10 protein-coding genes and 3 tRNA genes are annotated in these 16,647 nt (G+C 62.8%); 2 read left to right on the top strand and 11 right to left on the bottom strand.

The window, feature by feature from the left end; translation table 11 throughout:
• The first annotated feature begins 66 nt into the window (after window positions 1–66).
• Window positions 67–2,787, top strand: coding sequence for a bifunctional acetate--CoA ligase family protein/GNAT family N-acetyltransferase (locus H7F36_RS19365; protein ID WP_187055100.1), 2,721 nt, complete (start codon window positions 67–69; stop codon window positions 2,785–2,787).
• Window positions 2,788–2,888: 101 nt separating this feature from the next.
• Window positions 2,889–3,242, top strand: a complete 354-nt coding sequence (locus H7F36_RS19370; protein ID WP_187052307.1) for a TraR/DksA family transcriptional regulator — start codon at window positions 2,889–2,891, stop codon at window positions 3,240–3,242.
• 27 nt (window positions 3,243–3,269) lie between these two features.
• Here H7F36_RS19370 and H7F36_RS19375 read toward each other — a convergent pair whose 3' ends face one another.
• From H7F36_RS19375 to H7F36_RS19425, 11 genes are all read right to left on the bottom strand, one after another.
• The gene (locus H7F36_RS19375; RefSeq protein ID WP_187052308.1) at window positions 3,270–3,734 is read right to left on the bottom strand and encodes a bacteriohemerythrin; all 465 of its coding nucleotides are present in this window, start codon (window positions 3,732–3,734) and stop codon (window positions 3,270–3,272) included.
• 157 nt (window positions 3,735–3,891) lie between these two features.
• Window positions 3,892–3,965 (bottom strand) — tRNA-Cys (locus tag H7F36_RS19380).
• A gap of 66 nt (window positions 3,966–4,031) precedes the next feature.
• A tRNA-Gly gene (locus H7F36_RS19385) sits at window positions 4,032–4,107 on the bottom strand.
• A 51-nt stretch (window positions 4,108–4,158) separates the two neighbouring features.
• The gene (gene lon, locus H7F36_RS19390) at window positions 4,159–6,609 is read right to left on the bottom strand and encodes an endopeptidase La (RefSeq protein ID WP_187052309.1); all 2,451 of its coding nucleotides are present in this window, start codon (window positions 6,607–6,609) and stop codon (window positions 4,159–4,161) included.
• A 10-nt stretch (window positions 6,610–6,619) separates the two neighbouring features.
• The gene (clpX, locus tag H7F36_RS19395) at window positions 6,620–7,885 is read right to left on the bottom strand and encodes an ATP-dependent Clp protease ATP-binding subunit ClpX (RefSeq protein ID WP_187052310.1); all 1,266 of its coding nucleotides are present in this window, start codon (window positions 7,883–7,885) and stop codon (window positions 6,620–6,622) included.
• Between the two features lie 105 nt (window positions 7,886–7,990).
• Window positions 7,991–8,602 carry an ATP-dependent Clp endopeptidase proteolytic subunit ClpP gene (gene clpP / locus H7F36_RS19400; protein WP_187052311.1) on the bottom strand — a complete coding sequence of 204 codons (612 nt, stop codon included), beginning with the start codon at window positions 8,600–8,602 and terminating at the stop codon, window positions 7,991–7,993.
• 147 nt (window positions 8,603–8,749) lie between these two features.
• A complete protein-coding gene (gene tig / locus H7F36_RS19405) occupies window positions 8,750–10,063 on the bottom strand; it encodes a trigger factor (RefSeq protein WP_187052312.1) in 1,314 nt (437 codons plus the stop codon).
• 26 nt (window positions 10,064–10,089) lie between these two features.
• Window positions 10,090–10,176, bottom strand: a tRNA-Leu gene (locus H7F36_RS19410).
• Window positions 10,177–10,252: 76 nt separating this feature from the next.
• The gene (locus H7F36_RS19415) at window positions 10,253–13,426 is read right to left on the bottom strand and encodes an efflux RND transporter permease subunit (protein WP_187052313.1); all 3,174 of its coding nucleotides are present in this window, start codon (window positions 13,424–13,426) and stop codon (window positions 10,253–10,255) included.
• The gene (locus tag H7F36_RS19420) at window positions 13,423–14,613 is read right to left on the bottom strand and encodes an efflux RND transporter periplasmic adaptor subunit (protein WP_187052314.1); all 1,191 of its coding nucleotides are present in this window, start codon (window positions 14,611–14,613) and stop codon (window positions 13,423–13,425) included. Before H7F36_RS19420 ends, H7F36_RS19415 begins: the two co-directional genes overlap by 4 nt.
• A 90-nt stretch (window positions 14,614–14,703) precedes the next feature.
• Window positions 14,704–16,605, bottom strand: a complete 1,902-nt coding sequence (locus H7F36_RS19425) for a potassium transporter Kup (protein ID WP_410003048.1) — start codon at window positions 16,603–16,605, stop codon at window positions 14,704–14,706.
• Between the last annotated feature and the right edge of the window lie 42 nt (window positions 16,606–16,647).

A 16,647-nucleotide genomic window follows, 5' to 3' on the forward strand; every position in this document is an offset into this window, starting at 1 on the left:
CCAGGAAGCAGCGGTGCCAAATGCAGTGGCACCCACATCGAGGCTCCGATGGTGCAGACTGATCGCATGGACAAGCATTACCTCGCACCCCTCTTCACGCCAGGCTCGGTGGTCGTTTTCGCGGGCCGGAACGACGCTGCCGAAGGTCAGTCGCCGCAGGCCAGGATGCTGCGTCAGGCGCTCGAAGCCGACCGCTTCACCGGCACGCTGCACTTCGTCGACATCCATACCAGCGGCACCCTGAAAGATCTTGCGCAGACGCGCGCCGACCTGGCGATCATCGCCCTGGCGCCGAGCGAGATCGGAGCGGCGCTCGAAATCGCGGCGCGCATCGGATGCCGCACCGCGCTCGTGCTGTCGACCGGCATCGGCGCCGAGCAAGCGGCGGAACTGGCGAAGGTGGCGCGGCACGAGGGGGTGCATCTTCTCGGGCCGAATTCGCTGGGCTTCCAGCGGCCGCAACTGCATTTGAACGCGAGCACAGCCGGGCCGCTGGCCAAGGCCGGGCCGCTCGCACTGGTGTCGCAGTCGGGGGCGCTCACCGCGTCGATGCTCGACTGGGCGCGCAAGAATTCGGTCGGTTTCTCGAACGTCGTCTCGCTCGGCCCGCACACCTCGGTCGATCTGGCCGAGGTGCTCGACTTCTTCGCGCACGACGGCAGCACGCACAGCATCATCGTTTACATGGAGGGCATCTCCAACGCACGCCGCTTCATGAGCGCGTTGCGCTCGGCATCGCATGTGAAGCCCGTGGTGGTGTTGAAGGCCGGCCGCAAGCCTGCCGGCAACGAGGCGGCGCAGACGCACAGCGCGTCGATCGTCGGCAGCGACGATGTGTTCGATGCCGCCTTGCGCCGCGCCGGCGCAGTCCGTGTGCGCTCCTTCGTCGAACTGTTCTCGGCCGCCAAGTGCCTGGCCTCGCGCTACCGGCCCGTGGGCAAGCGGCTGGCCATCGTCACCAACGGCGGCGGCCCGGGCGTGCTGGCGGCCGACTGGGTCAACGAGATCGGCCTGCAGCTGGGCAAGCTCTCGGCCGAAGCGGCGCAAAAGCTGCAGCCCCATCTGCCGGCGCTGGCGTCATTGACCGACCTCATCGACCTTTCCGAAGAGGCCGAGCCCGCGCATTACAAGGCTGCCATCGAAGCCGCTGCCACCGATCGCCAGATCGACGGCGTGCTCGCCATCTTCTCGCCCAAGCCGGGTGCCGATGCCGCCGCGGTCGCGCGCGTGCTCGCCGACATTCCGCGGCCGATGAGCAAGCCACTGCTGTCGTGCTGGATGGGCGATGCCACCGTAGGGCCCGCGCGCGAGGTGCTTTCCGAGGCGACGATCCCGACCTTTCGCACGCCCGAAGCGGCGGTCGGCGCGTTCGGCAATATCGCGTCGTTCTATGAAAACCAGTTGATGCTCCAGCAGACGCCACCGCCGTTGTCGGCGCTGGCCAAGCCCGACATCGAAGGTGCTCGGCTGATGATCGAAAGCGTGCTCGCAGAGCGGCGCCAGGTGCTGACGGAAATGGAGTCGAAAACGCTGCTGTCGGCCTTCCACATTCCGATCACGCGCACCCTGCTGGCACGCAGCGCCAACGAAGCCATGATGATCGCGACGCAGCTCGGATTTCCGGTAGCGCTCAAGATCGATTCGCCCGACATCAGCCACAAGTCGGATGTCGAGGGCGTGGCGCTCGACGTGATGAACGGCGCCGGCGCGCGCGATACGTACACCGACATGATGGAGCGCGTGGCGCGTCTCGCACCCGACGCACGCATCAACGGCGTGACCGTGCAGAAGATGGCGCGGGCCCGGCGCGGGCGCGAGATCTACATCGGCCTGGTCACCGACGAGCCTTTCGGGCCGGTCATCGTCTTCGGTGCCGGCGGCACCATGATCGAGCTCCTCGACGACCGCGCGATGGAGCTGCCGCCGCTCAACCAGTTCCTCGCGCGGCGCCTGATCGAACGTTCGCGGGTGGCCGAGACGCTGGGTGAGTGGCGCGGTGCGCCGGCCGCAGACATGGAGGCGCTGGAGCAGGTCTTGCTGCGTGTCTCCGAAATGGTTTGCGAGCTCCCCGAGCTGCGCGAGATGGACATCAATCCGATCATCGTGGACGCGTCGGGTGCGGTGGCGGTCGACGCGCGCATCGTCATCGGTCACATGAATTCGCAAGCGACGGGGCCGCATGGCATCAGCTACAACCACCTGGCCATCCTTCCCTACCCGGCACGATATCGGCGCGAGTGGCCCTTGCCTGGGGGTGCGGGTGGCAGCAGTGGCGTCGCCGGCGGCGTCTACACGGTGCGACCGGTGCACCCCGACGACGCGCAGATGCTGCAAAACCTGGTGCAGCATCTGTCGCCGGAGAGTCGGTGGTTCCGCTACGTGTCGCACTTCCGCGAACTGCCGGCGTCGATGCTGTCGCGCTTCACGCTGATCGATTACGACCGCGAGATGGCGCTGGTGGCCGTGATCCGCGAACGCACGGTCGATACCGCCGGCCTGGCGACCGAAACTGAACGCATCGTCGGCGTGTCGCGCTACATCACCAACCCGGATCAGACGAGCTGCGAGTTCTCGCTGGTGGTGGCCGACGACTTCAGCGGCAAGGGACTCGGCTCGCGGTTGATGGAAAGCATCATCGATGCGGCGCGAGACAAGGGGCTCGCGGAGATTGAAGGGCTGGTGCTGGCGGAGAACGCGGAGATGCTGAAGCTGATCAAGAGGCTCGGCTTCGCGGTCAAGCGGTTTGCCGATGATCCAAGTTTTCGATTGGTGACACTCACGCTGTAGCGGCGACGCAGCGCGGCTTGATATGGATCAAGCAGATGCCATTGCCGTCTGGTGATACTGCGCCGGTGCCTTTTGCGGGCACGCCAAAAGACGGAGTCACCATGAGCCATATGAGTGCCGAAGACATGCGGGCCTTCGTCGAACGCCTGGACATTCTTCGACGATGGGCCGTCGCGCACGACCGCAGGAAGCTGGCTGCGCAGCTGGACCACGAAAACGACGCGCCGCATGCCGACGATGCCAAAACCGCTGTCAAAACCGCTGCCTGCGCGGCGGTCAAGGTGCGACGTCCGACGCTGGCCGACATCGAGCAGGCACTGCAGCGAATTTCGATCGGCCGATATGCCCTTTGCGTGGATTGCGAACAGGTTATTGCGCGTGAGCGACTGCTGATCCAGCCGGCCGCTGTTCGATGCGTCGCCTGCCAATCCGCGCCCTCCACAATCGCACGCTAGGCCGCACGCATCGACACCGACTGGCGTTCAGTGGCCTGTCGGTTCCAGTACGGCGAAAGCGGGGCAAGCCGGTGAAGTCGCTGAAGTCGCTGAAGTCGTCGGATCGAAGCGCCTGCCACGCAGATGAAGCGCCAGAGCCGCGTCCATCGTCTGCACGTGTTTGACGTACCAACTCCTGAGCTGTCGCGCCATCTCGCGCACTTGCAGGAACCGTCGTTCGCGCGCATGGACCAGACCTTCGCGCATGACCTCGAGCACAACGCGATGCTGCACGATGTGATCTTTCCTCGAAGCAAAACCGCTGGATTGCATCCAGAGATCTTCACGCGCGAAATGGTTGGTCGTACAGGCCACGAGATCGCTCCACGCCAATGCAAGATGCGCATCGTCGGCCACGTCCACGCGCTCGATCAGCTCCACGAACGCCTGGTGTTCACGGTCCATAAAAGGCAGGTCCAGCACAAGTGCATCCGACCAGTTCAAGGCAGCCATTCGGTTTCCTTTGGATGAAACCGTCAAGGCTATGCATGCCTCGCCGCAGGGGTTTTGACCTGGGACAACATGGGTCGTAGCGACGCCAAAGATAAAGCGCGAAAAAAGAAAAGCCCGGAAGGCTCCGGGCTTTGATTCGCTACATCAGCATTTTTTTTGGAGGCGCGACCCGGAGTCGAACCGGGCTACACGGATTTGCAATCCGTTGCATAACCGCTTTGCTATCGCGCCAAAAAAAACTGTTCGAAAACAACCTGCGAAAAAAAGGGAAGCATGTAGCTTCCCTTTTTCAAAACTTGGAGCGGGATAAGAGACTCGAACTCTCGACCTCAACCTTGGCAAGGTTGCGCTCTACCAACTGAGCTAATCCCGCGTTTCGAGCCTCAGATTATACAACAAGTTTTGGCTCTCTGGCAAGGCTCGATCAATGTTTGATCGAGCCTTCCGTAGGCGCTGCAGCCGGCTGCGCAGAACGCTGCTTAGCCAACTCGGCGACCGCTGCGGCAGAGGCAGCGACTTCTTCATCGGACAGCGGCGTCGGCATTCTCTCGAGAGCGATCTCGAGCACCTTGTCGATCCACTTCACCGGCACGATCTCGAGCCCGTTCTTCACGTTCTCGGGAATGTCCTGCAAGTCCTTCGCGTTTTCTTCCGGGATGAGCACCGTCTTGATGCCGCCACGCAGGGCAGCAAGCAACTTTTCCTTCAAGCCGCCGATGGCAGTCACTTCGCCGCGCAAGGTGATCTCGCCGGTCATCGCGACATCGCCACGCACCGGAATGCCCGTCAACGCCGACACGAAAGCCGTCGTCATCGCGGCGCCGGCGCTCGGGCCGTCTTTCGGCGTCGCGCCATCGGGCACGTGGATGTGGATGTCGCGCTTCTCGAACATCTCGTCCTTGATGCCAAGGCGGCGCGCCCGGCTGCGCACCACCGTGCGTGCGGCCTCGACCGATTCCTTCATCACGTCGCCCAGCGAACCCGTGCGTGTGATGACGCCCTTGCCGGGCATCGTCACCGCTTCGATCGTGAGCAGATCGCCGCCCACTTCGGTCCATGCGAGACCGACGACCTGGCCCACTTGGTTCTGCTTTTCAGCAAGACCGAAGCTGTACTTGCGCACGCCCAGAAAGTCGTTCAGGTTGCTCCCGTCGACGGTCACCTTCGGCGTCATCTTCTTGAGCAGCAGGCCCTTGACGACCTTGCGACAGATCTTCGACAGCTCCCGCTCGAGAGAGCGCACGCCGGCTTCACGCGTGTAGTAGCGCACGATGTCGCGCACCGCTTCTTCGGTGATGAGGAGCTCTTCGTCCTTCACGCCGTTGTTCTTCAACTGCTTGGGCAGCAGGTACTTCAGCGCGATGTGGGTCTTCTCGTCTTCGGTGTAGCCCGAGAGACGAATGACCTCCATCCGGTCCAGTAGTGCTGGCGGGATGTTCATCGAATTCGAAGTCGCCACGAACATCACGTCGGACAAATCGAAATCGACCTCGACATAGTGGTCGCCGAAGGTGTGGTTCTGCTCGGGGTCGAGCACTTCGAGCAACGCGCTCGACGGGTCGCCACGGAAATCGGTACCCAGCTTGTCGATTTCGTCGAGCAGGAAGAGCGGATTGCGTGTGCCGATCTTGTTCAGCCCCTGCAGCACCTTGCCCGGCAGCGCGCCGATGTATGTGCGGCGATGCCCGCGAATCTCGGCCTCGTCACGCATGCCGCCCAGGGCCATGCGCGTGTACTTGCGGCCGGTCGCTTTCGCGATCGACTGCCCGAGCGAAGTCTTGCCGACACCTGGAGGGCCGACCAGACACAGGATCGGCGCCTTTACCTTGTCCACGCGTTGTTGCACCGCGAGGTATTCCAGGATGCGGTCCTTGACCTTGTCGAGCCCGTAGTGATCTTCGTTGAGCACCGCCTCGGCATTGGCCAGGTCATGTTTGATCTTGGTCTTCTTGCTCCACGGCAGGCCGACCAGCACGTCGATGTAATTGCGCACCACTGTCGCCTCTGCTGACATCGGCGACATCAGCTTGAGCTTTTTGAGTTCGCTCTCGGCCTTTTTCAGCGCCTCTTTCGGCATCTTCGCGAGCTTGATCTTTTTCTCGATCTCCTCGATGTCGGCGCCGTCTTCACCTTCACCCAACTCTTTTTGGATCGCCTTGACTTGCTCGTTAAGGTAGAAGTCGCGCTGGTTCTTCTCCATCTGGCGCTTCACGCGGCCACGAATCTTCTTGTCGACGTTCAGGATGTCGACTTCGCGTTCGAGTTGCCCGTACAGGTTTTCCAGGCGCGCCTTGATGTCGTCGAGGTCGAGCACAGCCTGCTTGTTGTCGAGCTTCAGCGGCAGGTGTGCGGCGATCGTGTCGGCCAGGCGACCTGGATCGTCGATGCTGGAGATCGACGTGAGGATCTCGGGCGGGATCTTCTTGTTGAGCTTCACGTACTGGTCGAACTGCTGCATGACCGCGCGGCGCAATGCTTCGACTTCAGTGCCCTTGGCTGCGCCTTCGACCGCTTCGATCGGGCTCACGTTGGCCGAGAAGTGGGTCTCGCTGTCGTCGATGCGGTTCACGCGTGCGCGTTGCTGGCCTTCTACCAGCACCTTCACGGTGCCGTCTGGCAGCTTGAGCATCTGCAGGATGGTCGAGACGCAACCGACCTCGAACATGTCTTCGACAGAAGGCTCGTCCTTGGCCGCGGCCTTCTGCGCCACCAGCATGATGCGGCGCTCGGATTCCATCGCGAGTTCGAGCGCCTTGATACTTTTGGGTCGGCCCACGAAAAGCGGGATGACCATGTGGGGAAACACCACGACATCGCGCAGCGGGAGCAGCGGCAGGTCGAGGGCGTCGGATGGCAAGGGGATATGACCGGACATGGAAATCCTTTTAGGCCTTTTTCGCTGCTTCGCGGTACACGAGCAGCGGGGGCTTGTTTTCATCGATGGTCGATTCCTCGACCACCACCTTGTCGACATTGATCGCGTTAGGCAGTTCGAACATGGTGTCGATCAACGACTGTTCAAGGATCGAGCGCAATCCGCGGGCGCCGGTCTTGCGTGCCAGCGCTTTGCGTGCAATCGCCTTCAACGCCGCCGGACGAATCTCCAGGTCGACGCCTTCCATTTGCAGCAGCTTGGTGAACTGCTTGACCACCGCATTCTTGGGTTCGGTCAGGATCTGAACCAGCGCGTCTTCGCTGAGTTCGGCCAGCGAAGCAATCACCGGCATGCGGCCGACGAGTTCGGGGATGAGGCCGAACTTGATCAGGTCTTCGGGTTCGACTTCGCGGAACACATCGGTGAGGCTGCGTTCCTTCTTGCTGCGCACCGAGGCGCCGAAGCCGATGCCCGAAGCCTCGGTGCGGTTCTCGATGACCTTTTCAAGTCCGGAGAAAGCACCGCCGCAGATGAACAGGATGTTGGTCGTGTCGATCTGCAGAAAGTCCTGGTTAGGGTGCTTGCGTCCGCCTTGGGGCGGCACGCTGGCCATCGTGCCTTCGATGAGCTTCAGCAGCGCCTGCTGCACGCCCTCGCCCGACACGTCGCGCGTGATGGACGGGTTGTCCGACTTGCGCGAGATCTTGTCGATCTCGTCGATGTAGACGATGCCGCGCTGCGCCCGCTCGACTTCGTAGTTGCAGCTTTGCAATAACTTCTGGATGATGTTCTCGACGTCTTCGCCGACGTAGCCGGCTTCGGTCAGCGTGGTGGCATCGGCCATCACGAAAGGCACGTCGAGCATGCGCGCCAGCGTTTGCGCCAGCAGCGTCTTGCCCGAACCGGTCGGGCCGATCAACAGGATGTTGCTCTTGCTGAGTTCGACCTCTTCGCCCTTGGACTTTTCCTTGTGACGCAGACGTTTGTAGTGGTTGTACACAGCCACCGACAACATGCGCTTCGCCGGCTCCTGGCCGATCACGTAGTTGTCGAGGTTGGTCTTGATCTCGAGCGGTGTCGGCAGATCGTTGCGGGCGTCGCGTGCTTCTTCACCGGCGGGCAACTCGTCGCGGATGATTTCGTTGCAGAGGTCGATGCACTCGTCGCAGATGAAGACCGATGGCCCTGCGATCAGCTTCTTGACCTCGTGCTGGCTCTTTCCGCAGAACGAGCAGTAAAGCGTTTTTTCGCTGGAAGAGCCTTTTTTGTCGGCCATGCAGGTGCCTCGTAACTGGGATTTATCAATGATAGCGAAACAAAAACGGCGTTCCCCGTGTGGGAAACGCCGTTCGTTGCCGTGGCGCGTCAGCGCCGCGAACGGTTACACACCGCGTTTCGAAATAACCTGGTCGACCAGGCCGTATTCCTTGGACTCGTCGGCCGTCAGGAAATAGTCGCGTTCGGTGTCGCGCTGGATCTTTTCGAGCGGTTGACCGGTGCGCTCTGCAAGGATGCGGTTCATCTGCTCACGCGTCTTCAGGATATCGCGTGCGTGAATCTCGATATCGGTTGCCTGACCGCGTGCGCCGCCCAGCACCTGGTGGATCATGATCTTGGAATTGGGCAACGAGAAGCGCTTGCCCTTTTCACCGGCTGCCAACAAAAACGCGCCCATGCTGGCGGCAAAGCCGATGCACAGGGTGGACACGTCGGGCTTGATGAACTGCATCGTGTCGTAGATCGCCATGCCGGCGCTCACGCTGCCGCCCGGCGAGTTGATATAGAACGAAATGTCCTTGTCCGGGTTCTCGCTCTCGAGGAACAGCAACTGCGCAACCACCAGATTGGCGGTCTGGTCGTTGACCTCGCCCACCAGGAAAATCACGCGCTCTTTCAGCAAGCGCGAATAGATGTCGTAAGACCGCTCGCCGCGGCCCGACTGCTCGATGACCATCGGAACCATGCCGAGGCCTTGAATTTCTTGTGCGCTCATGAATTTGCTCTCCGAATAAGGGGTTCGTTCGTAATTCGTCATTGACTGCCACTGACTGTACGCCTCAGTGAAATGGGGCTCGTACCGCAAAGCACAAGCCCCATTTCCGTCCCCGCTCATGCAGAGACGGCAGCTCTCGAGCAGCTATCAGTTTTGCTGCGCCATCAGCTCGTCGAACGACACCGACTTGTCGGCGACCTTGGCCTTGCCGAGCACGAAATCCGTCACGTTGTTCTCAATGACGACAGCTTCGACTTCGGCCAGACGGCGGTTGTCGCTGAAGTACCAGCGCACCACGTCGGCCGGCTTTTCGTAGCTCGCGGCCAGCTCGTCGATATGGGCTTTGATCTGCTCCGGCTTGGCTTGCAGTTCGTTGGCGCGCACCAGCTCGGCGACGACCAGGCCCAAGCGCACGCGGCGCTCGGCTTGCGGACGGAACACGTCATCGGGAATCGGTGCCTTGTCGGCATCCTTGATGCCGCGCTGCTTGAGCTCGGCACGGGCGCCTTCGACCATGCGGTCGACTTCGGCCTGCACGCTCGAGTTGGGCAGGTCGAGCTCGGCATTGGTGATCAGCGCGTCCATCACGGCGTTCTTGTTGCGCGCCAGCAAACGGAACTTCACTTCACGTTCGAGGTTGCGCTTGATGTCGGCACGGAGCCCTTCGACGGTGGCTTCGGCGATGCCGAGCGACTTGGCGAGTTGTTCGTTGACTTCTGGCAGGTGCGTCGATTCGATCTTCTTCACGGTGACCATGAAGTCGGCCTGCTTGCCGGCCACATCCTTGCCGTGATAGTCGGCCGGGAAAGAGAGCGGGAAGGTGCGGCTGTCGCCGGACTTCAAACCACGCACCGCGTCTTCGAATTCCTTCAGCATCTGGCCTTCGCCGATGATGAACTGGAAGTCTTCGGCCTTGCCGCCCTGGAAAGTCTCGCCTTCGATCTTGCCTTCGAAGTCGACCGTCACGCGGTCGTCGTCTTGCGCTGCAGCGTCGATGGCGCGCTGCGCGAAGGTGCGGCGCTGCTTGCGCAGGATGTCGAGGGTCTTGTCGACCGAGTCGTCGCCGACTTCGGCGGTGATGCGTTCGACTTCAGCACCGGCCAGGTCCTTGATCTTGACTTCAGGGAACACCTCGAAAATCGCGTCGAACGCCAGTTCGCCTTCAGGCGACTCTTCCTTCTCGGTGATGCGCGGCTGGCCGGCAACACGGAGCTTGGCTTCGTTGGCGGCTTGCGAAAAAGCCTCGCCGACCTTGTCGTTCATCACTTCGTAGTGAACCGAATAGCCGTAGCGCTGGGCCACGACGTTCATCGGCACCTTACCGGGACGAAAGCCGTCCATCTTGACGGTACGGGCCAGCTTCTTCAGGCGCGAGTCGACTTCGGACTGGATGGTGCTGGCCGGCAAGGTCAGCGTGATCTTGCGTTCGAGCTTTTCGAGGGTTTCAACGTTCACGGTCATCGGACTCTTCCTTTTGATGGGGTTTCTGGTGCGCGGGGCCGGACTCGAACCGGCACGTTCTTGCGAACGTCAGGACCTAAACCTGGTGCGTCTACCAATTTCGCCACCCGCGCGATCAGGTGAAATGGATGCGAAAACGGGCGGCCTCTGAAAAGCAGACCACCCGTCGAAATCGGTCAACCGCGCATTTTAAGCGCTAACGGGGACGTGTTTCAGCACCTCTTGCGAACCTTCGACAGGTTCGCGCTTGACCCTGAACGCCGCGGCATACATTGCAGGCAAGGCCAACAGGGTCAGCACGGTTGCCACGATCAGCCCGCCCATGATGGCGACCGCCATCGGCCCCCAGAAGACACTGCGCGACAGCGGAATCATCGCCAGCACCGCAGCCGCCGCGGTCAGCACGATCGGCCGCAGCCGCCGCACAGCCGATTCGACGATGGCATCCCAGGCAGGTACGCCCGCCGACCGGTCGCTCTCTATCTGGTCGATCAGGATCACCGAGTTGCGCTGGATCATGCCCATCAACGCGATCACGCCGAGCAGCGCGACAAAGCCGAACGGCCGGTTCAGCAGCAGCAATGCCGCCGACACACCCGCGATACCCAGCGGCCCGGTAATGAACACCAGCAACGACCGGCTGAAGCTGTGCAACTGCAGCATCAGCAACGTGAACACCAGGAACAACATGATCGGCACGCCGACCACGATCGACGACGAACCCTTGCTGCTCTCCTCCACGGCGCCCGCCACTTCGATGCGATAGGCGCCCTGCCCGTCGGCCCGCCACTTCGCCTCGATCTCGCGGAGCTTCGGCAGCAACTGGCTGGTCACGGTCGCGCCTTGCAGCCCCTCGACGATGTCGCCCTGCACGGTGATCGTGTAGTCGCGGTTCTGGCGCCAGATCACGCCCGGCTCCCATGTGAATACCGGTCGGGCGATCTGCGTCAACGGAATCGAATGGCCGGATGTCGTCGGGATGTAGGCGTTGCCGATGTCCGAGATCGCCTGGCGCTCGTCCGGTGACTGGCGCAAGACAATGTCGATGAGCCGGTCGTTCTCGCGGTACTGGCCCACGTTGGTGCCGCTGAACATCGTCTTGGACGCTTGCGCGATCGCCTGGCTCGTCACGCCCAAGGCGCGTGCCTTCGACTGATCGATCTCGAGCCGGATCACCTTGACCGACTCGTTCCAGTTGTCGTTGACGCCGCGCATGTTGGCGTTGTCGCGCATCACGGCCTTGACCTCGTCGGCCTTGATGCGCAGCGCCGCCGGATCCGTGCCGATCACGCGAAACTGCACCGGGTATGCGACAGGCGGGCCATTGGGCAGCAGCTTGACGCGGCCCCGCACCTCGGGGAATTCCTGTGCCAGGATGGCCGGCAGTTTCACGCGAAGCAACTCTCGCTGATGCAGATCTTTCGTCAGCACGATCATCTGCGACACGTTGGTTTGCGGGAACACCTGGTCGAGTGGCAGATAGAAGCGAGGCACGCCGGTGCCGATCCAGGTCGCCACCGTGGCCACGCCGGACTCCTGCATGAACCGTTTCTCGGCACGTCGGGCAATGGCTTCAGACGCTGCGAACGAAGTGCCTTCGGGCGACCACAGTTCAACCAGGATTTCAGGTCGACTCGAATCGGGAAAGAACTGCTGCTGGACCTTGCCCATGCCGACGATGCCCAACGCAAAGATCGCAACAGTCGCACCGATGGTGATCCAGCGGTACTCCACGCACCAGTTCACCGTGCGGCGGAACGTGTTGTAGAAGGGCGAGTCGAACAGCTCGTGCGGTGGCGCGTCGGGGTCGTGCGGCTTCACCTTGAGCAGCACCGTGCCGAGATACGGCACGAAATACACCGACACGATCCAGCTCAACAGCAGTGCGATCACGGTCACCGCGAAGATCGCGAAGGTGTACTCGCCCGTCACAGACTTGGCGATGCCGATGGGCAGGAAGCCAGCCGCGGTAATCAAGGTGCCAGTCAGCATCGGCTTGGCGGTCACGTCGTAGGCGTAGGTCGCGGCACGCACCTTGTCGTAGCCCTCCTCCATCTTCCGCACCATCATCTCGACCGCGATGATCGCGTCGTCGACCAAGAGGCCGAGCGCGATGATCAGCGAGCCGAGCGAAATCTTGTGCAACCCGATGCCGAAGTAGTTCATCGCCAGGAAAGTCAGCGCCAGCACCAGCGGAATGGTGATCGCCACCACCAGCCCCGGCCGGATGTCGACATACCAGCCGAAGCGCCCACCCTTGTGAAGCCCGAGCGCAATGAAGCTCACTGCCAGCACGATGGCCACGGCCTCGACCAGGACGTCGATGAACTCGCTGACGGAGTCGGCCACCGCCACCGGCTGGTCCTGGATCTGCGCCAGCTTGACGCCGGCTGGCAACTGCCTGTCGATCTCTTTGGTCGCGACCTTCAGCGCCTTGCCCAGCGCGATGATGTCGCCGCCCTTGGCCATCGAAATGCCGAGTGCCACGACTTCCTTGCCCTGGTAATGCACCTTGACGGTCGGCGGATCGACGTAGCCACGGTGAATGTCGGCGATGTCGCCGAGGCGCAGCTGGTTGCCCGAACTGCCGCGAATGGGCATGTCGCGCAACTGTTCGACGCTGGTGAACTGCCCTGCCACGCGCACCTGCACCACGTCCAGCGGCGACTGGATCGTGCCGGCGGGCTCGACTGCGTTCTGCGAGCCGATCTGCGCCAGCACCGCGTTGAAGTCGAGCCCCAGTTGCGCCACGCGCTTCTGCGAAACCTCGATGAAGACTTTTTCGTCCTGCAGACCGAATTGCTGCACCTTGGAAACGTCTTTGACGCGCAAGAGGCGCTGGCGCACATCGTCGGCAAAGGTCTTGAGCTCGGACTGGCTGAAGCCTTCGCTCTCGAGCGCGTAGATCACGCCGAAGACATCACCGAATTCGTCGTTGAAGAACGGACCCTGGATGCCGCCGGGCAAGTTTCCTCGCATGTCGGCGATCTTCTTGCGCACCGTGTACCAGACGTTGGGTACCTCGCTGGCCTTGGACGAGTCCTTGATCTCGAAAATGATCTGCGACTCACCAGGCTTCGAGTAACTGCGGATCTTGTCGGCGTACGGCACCTCTTGCAGCGTGCGCTCGATCTTGTCGGTGACCTGCTCGGCCACCTGCTGCGCCGTGGCCCCGGGCCAGAACGTCTGCACGACCATCACCCGGAAGGTGAACGGCGGGTCTTCGTCCTGCCCGAGCTGAAAGTACGAAGTGAACCCCAGCACCATGAGCACCAGCATCAGGTAGCGTGTGAGCGCCCCGTGGTCGAGCGCCCATTTGGAGAGATTGAACCCGGCGGGCTTGGCGTCGACCGGCGACGTCATTGTTTGGCACCCGCTGCGGTGGGCACGACAGCGGCGGCGGGCGCAGGGGACGGCGCCGCTGCGATGGCGTTCTTGTCCTTGTAGATCGACACCTTCTGGCCCGGCTGCAGTACGTGCACGCCGGCCACCACGACCATCATCCCGGGCGTGATGCCACCGGAGATCACCGCCGCGTTGCCGTCGGCCGTCGCGACCTGCACGGCTTGCAAACGCACCGTCATGGTGTCCTTGTCGAGCACCCAGACAGCGCTGCCCTGGCCCTCCTGACGCAGCGCACTGGTCGGCAGCTTGATCACCGCGGTGCCGCTGCGCGACAGGCTCTGCGGGCGGGCATAGACGGTGGCACCGAGGGCAGGCGCGGTCGCCGCATCGATGGCGACCTTGACGGTGTAGGTGCGGGTCACCGCATCCGCACTGGCCGCGACTTCGCGCACCTTGCCTTCGAGTTCAGCACCGCCGGCCCAGCCGCGCACGGTCACCGGCGCACCCGGCTTGATGAGCGCAGCACGGTCTTCCGGCACCGCGAACACCACGTCGCGTGCGCCATCCTGCGCGATGCGAACCACCGGCGTGCCGGAGGTCACCACCTGGCCCGGCTCGGCCTCGATGGCGGTGACGATGCCCGGCACGTCGGCCACCAGCGTCGTGTAGTTGGCCTGATTGCCCTGCGACGACAACTGCGCCTGTGCCTGCTCGAACTGTGCCTGCGCCGATTTGTAGGTGGTCTCGCGGCGCTCGAGATCGGCCCCGCTGATGAAGTTCTGGTCGCGCAACCCCTGGTAGCGCTTGAGGTCGCTCGCTGCGATGTCGCGATTGGTCGTCGCAGCGGCCAGCTGGGCACGCGCCGCATCTGTCGCGAGCTTGAAATCCTGCGGATCGAGTTGCGCGAGCACCTGGCCGGCATTCACATGCTGGCCCATATCGACCTGGCGTTTGGTGATCTTGCCGCCGACCCGAAAACCGATGCGCGATTCCACGCGGGCCCGCACCTCGGCGGAAAACTCGGGCTCGGTGTCAAAAGTGGAGACACCGACCGTCGTGATCTTGACCGCGCGCAGCGGCTCCTCTGGCGGGGCGGGATGCGAGCAGCCAGCGATCGCCAATGCGGCAAATGCTGCCACGACTGCTGAAGTGACCAGGGAACCGCGGCGAGCGAAAACAGCGCGAACGAGGGGCAACGCGGGCATAGGACCTACCTTGAGAAAACGAAACGGCGGTCATTACTGACCGGGCGGTTAGTAATCTAGGGTAAACGCGAAAGCGTGTCAATTGGCCGGTCAGGTCCGTTGCCCAAGCTCCACCAGCCGATTGCCCGGCAGATGAAAGTAGTCAGAAGCGCGCCCCGCATTTCGCTGCAGCCAACTGAAGAGCGCCACCCGCAGCGGGTTCATGCCGGGCAAATTGGCCGAGATCGACGCCCGCGAGGTGAAGTACGAGGTCGTCATGGAGTCGCAGCCGATACCCTGCTGGTAAGCGAAGATGCGAATGAAATTCGGCACGTCCGGCGGTTCCATGAAGCCGTGCCGCGCGGTCACCGTCCAGACGCCGTGGCCCAGCGATTCAGACTCGATGCGCTGGGCCGCATCCACACGCGGCGTGTCGCAGGGCCGGACCAGCAGCACGATGACCTGGTCGTGCAGCACCTGGTTGTGCTTCAGGTTGTGCAGCAGCGCATACGGCACCGAGTCGACATCGACGCTGGGAAACACCGCCGTGCCACGCACCCGATGCGGCAGGTTGATGGCCAGCGATTCGATGAACGGTTTGAGCGGCAGGCGCTCGGCGGCCGCGACTTCGAGGCCGATGCGCCGCCCCTTGGCCCAGGTGGTGAATATCACCATGACCACCGCAGCAACCGCGAGCGTGAGCCAGCCGCCCTGCGCCACTTTCAGGCTGTTGGCAAAAACGAAGGTCAGGTCGACGACCGCGAAGAGCACCGCGCCGACGACCACCGCGACGCGGTTCCAGCGCCAGAGCCCATAAGCCACCACACCCGCCAGCAGCGTCGTCGTGACCATGGTGATCGATACCGCGATGCCGTAGGCGGCCGAGAGCGCGCTCGAACTCCGAAAGCCCAGCACCAGCAACAGCACGCCGACCATCAGCATCCAGTTGATTGCCGGCACATAGATCTGCCCGATGGCATCGCGCGAGGTCTGCACCACGCGCATGCGCGGCAGGTAGCCCATGCGCATCGCCTGCGCTGACAGGGAAAAGGCGCCGGAGATCACTGCTTGCGAAGCGATGACCGTGGCCATGGCCGCGAGCACCACCATTGGCAACACGCTCCATGCCGGGAAGAGCCGGAAAAACGGGTTGTCGATGGCCGCCGGATTGCCAAGCACCAACGCGCCCTGGCCGAAGTAATTGAGCACCAGGCCGGGCAGCGCGACAAACGCCCACGCCAGCCGAATCGGCCGCGCGCCGAAATGCCCCATGTCGGCATACAGCGCCTCGCCACCGGTGAACGCCAGGAACACAGCGCCGAGTACGGGCAGCGCCTGCGCCCGATGCGTGAACAAGAAGCTGAAAGCATGGCGCGGATCGAGCGCTGCCAGCACCTGGGGCTGCTGCCAGATCTGCCACGCCCCGCCCACCGCCAGCAGGACGAACCACAGCAGCATGACCGGCCCGAAGACCTTGCCGACCACCGCCGTGCCCTTGCGCTGCACCATGAACAACCCAATCAGGATGACGATGGTGATCGGGATCACGAAGCGTTCCAGCCCTGGTTGCAGCACCTCCAGTCCCTCGACCGCGGACAGCACCGAGATGGCCGGGGTGATGAGGCTGTCGCCGTAGAACATCGCCGCGCCGACCAGGCCCAGCATGCCAAGCAGTTGCCACGCCCAGACCGGCGTTCCCGGGCCTTCCATTGCCCGGCGCGCCAGCGCCTGCAAGGCCAGGATGCCACCTTCGCCATCGTGGTCGGCGCGCAGCACGAACACCACGTACTTGAGCGTGACCACGAACATCAGGCCCCAGAAGATCAGCGACAGCATGCCGAGCACCGCGTCCGGCGAAAAAGGCACGCCATGGTCCGGGTTCAACGTTTCCTTGAACGCATACAGCGGCGAGGTGCCGATGTCACCGAACACCACACCGAGCGCGGCGATCATCAGGCCTGCGCCCGGTGGCGTCTTGGCCGCGTCCTGCAGCGTCTTGGGGGGAGAGTTCATGCGGTGGTTCGAGCGTGAAGGAACGACGAGCATAGGGCCGGG

The organism is Variovorax sp. PAMC28562, assembly GCF_014303735.1.
In the GTDB taxonomy this organism is placed as follows: Bacteria; Pseudomonadota; Gammaproteobacteria; order Burkholderiales; family Burkholderiaceae_C; genus Variovorax.

What these genes read in the sequence shown, in the direction of transcription:
- clpP (WP_187052311.1), bottom strand. Translation starts at nt 8,602, where the DNA reads ATGAGCGCACAAGAAATTCAAGGCCTCGGCATGGTTCCGATGGTCATC.
- H7F36_RS19365 (WP_187055100.1), top strand. Translation starts at nt 67, where the DNA reads ATGGACAAGCATTACCTCGCACCCCTCTTCACGCCAGGCTCGGTGGTC.
- H7F36_RS19415 (WP_187052313.1), bottom strand. Translation starts at nt 13,426, where the DNA reads ATGACGTCGCCGGTCGACGCCAAGCCCGCCGGGTTCAATCTCTCCAAA.
- H7F36_RS19370 (WP_187052307.1), top strand. Translation starts at nt 2,889, where the DNA reads ATGAGCCATATGAGTGCCGAAGACATGCGGGCCTTCGTCGAACGCCTG.
- H7F36_RS19425 (WP_410003048.1), bottom strand. Translation starts at nt 16,605, where the DNA reads ATGAACTCTCCCCCCAAGACGCTGCAGGACGCGGCCAAGACGCCACCG.
- lon (WP_187052309.1), bottom strand. Translation starts at nt 6,609, where the DNA reads ATGTCCGGTCATATCCCCTTGCCATCCGACGCCCTCGACCTGCCGCTG.
- clpX (WP_187052310.1), bottom strand. Translation starts at nt 7,885, where the DNA reads ATGGCCGACAAAAAAGGCTCTTCCAGCGAAAAAACGCTTTACTGCTCG.
- H7F36_RS19375 (WP_187052308.1), bottom strand. Translation starts at nt 3,734, where the DNA reads ATGGCTGCCTTGAACTGGTCGGATGCACTTGTGCTGGACCTGCCTTTT.
- tig (WP_187052312.1), bottom strand. Translation starts at nt 10,063, where the DNA reads ATGACCGTGAACGTTGAAACCCTCGAAAAGCTCGAACGCAAGATCACG.
- H7F36_RS19420 (WP_187052314.1), bottom strand. Translation starts at nt 14,613, where the DNA reads ATGCCCGCGTTGCCCCTCGTTCGCGCTGTTTTCGCTCGCCGCGGTTCC.